The following is a 1,810-nucleotide window of genomic DNA, read 5'->3' as shown; positions in this document are numbered from 1 at the left end:
AGTACAACAGGAACTTCTGCAACAGGTTATATAGTAACAGGTACAGCCACAACTGGAAATACTGTGGATATTCGTAATGCAAGTGGCACCACAATCGGAACAAGTACAGTAGATGGAACTGGAAACTTCAGTATTACTATTCCGCAAGGTCAAGCAACAGCAAGCGAGTCTTTAAATGCTATTGCAAAATCCGGATCAGATGAAAGTACGGCTACACCATTTACAACACCAGCAGATCCAATTGTTGTAGCACCGCCAGTTGTAACAAACACAACAGGAACTTCTGCAACTGGACACACGGTCACAGGAACAGCGACAGCGGGTAACTCAGTGGATATTCGTAATGTAGGTGGCACTACAATAGCAACTGGTATTGCTGATGGTAGCGGTAATTTTACTATTGCGATTCCCCAAGGATTGACAACTGCTAGTGAGTCTTTGACAGCAGTTGCAAAAATAGGAGTGAACGAAAGTGCAGCTACTCCATTTACAACACCAGCAGATCCAGTAAACGTCAATGCACCAACGGTTGATAATGTATCAGGCACATCGACAACAGGATACACAGTGACCGGGACAGCGACAGCTGGAAACACTGTAGAAGTAAAAAATACAGGAGGCACAGTGATTGGAACGGCTTTTGTTGATCCGAGTGGCAACTATACAGTTACAATCCCAACTGGATCTGCCACACCAAACGAACAACTATCTGCAGTAGCTAAAGATGCGGATGGCAACCAGAGTCCAGCTACGTCATTTACAACACCAGCAGATCCAGTGGCGGTTAGTGCACCAACCGTTGATAATGTAACAGGAACAGGCGCAACTGGCTATACTGTGACCGGGACAGCGACAGCTGGAAACACTGTAGAAGTAAAAAATACAGGTGGAACAGTGATCGGAACAGCGATTGCGGACCCAAGTGGCAACTATACAGTTACGATTCCAGTCGGTTTAGCAACGCCAAGTCAACAATTATCAGCAGTAGCTAAAGATGCCGATGGAAATCAAAGCCCAGCAACATCATTCAATACACCAGCAGATCCAGTAGTAGTCACAGCGCCAACAGTAAATAATGTGACTGGTACGTCAGCGACTGGCTATACAGTAACGGGTACAGCAACAGCTGGAAACACTGTAGAAGTAAAAAATACAGGTGGAACAGTGATTGGAACAGCGATTGCAGATCCAAGTGGTAACTTTACAGTTGTGATTCCAGTTGGTTTAGCAACACCAAACCAACAATTATCGGCGGTAGCTAAAGATGCAGACGGTAACCAAAGTCCAGCAACACCATTTACTACACCAGCTGACCCAGTGGTAGTTCAAGCGCCAACTGTCGATAGCGTAACAGGTAATTCATCAACAGGTTATACAGTAACAGGAACAGCGCCAGTAGGAAGTACAGTAGAAATCAAAAATACAGGTGGCACAGTAATTGGAACAGGAGCGGCCGATGGCAGCGGAAATTACACAGTGACGATTCCAGCCGGTTCAGCAACGCCGAGTGAACAATTAACTGCAACAGCTAAAGATACAGATGGGAACACTAGTCCTGGAACAACCTTCACAACACCAGCAGATCCAGTAGTGGTCACAGCACCAACAGTAAATAATGTGACTGGTACGTCAGCGACTGGCTATACAGTAACGGGTACAGCAACTGCTGGTAATACAGTAGAAATCAAAAATACAGGTGGCACAATTATTGGAGCTGCAGTAGCAGACCCAAGTGGCAACTATTCAGTGATAATTCCAATCGGAGCTGCAACACCAAGTCAACAATTATCCGCAGTAGCCAAAGACGCAG

General features: G+C 45.6%; 1 protein-coding gene. It reads left to right on the top strand.

The genetic code is table 11. The annotated features are described in order from the left end of the window. Positions 1-1,810 (top strand): Ig-like domain-containing protein (locus RV15_RS18305; protein ID WP_245791446.1); only part of this gene is annotated, 1,810 nt, incomplete at both ends.

The organism is Enterococcus silesiacus (genome assembly GCF_001886225.1).
Classification (GTDB): domain Bacteria; phylum Bacillota; class Bacilli; order Lactobacillales; family Enterococcaceae; genus Enterococcus_L; species Enterococcus_L silesiacus.
The sequence above is the reverse complement of the archived record's forward strand: the minus strand, read 5'-3'. Positions and strand labels throughout refer to the sequence as shown.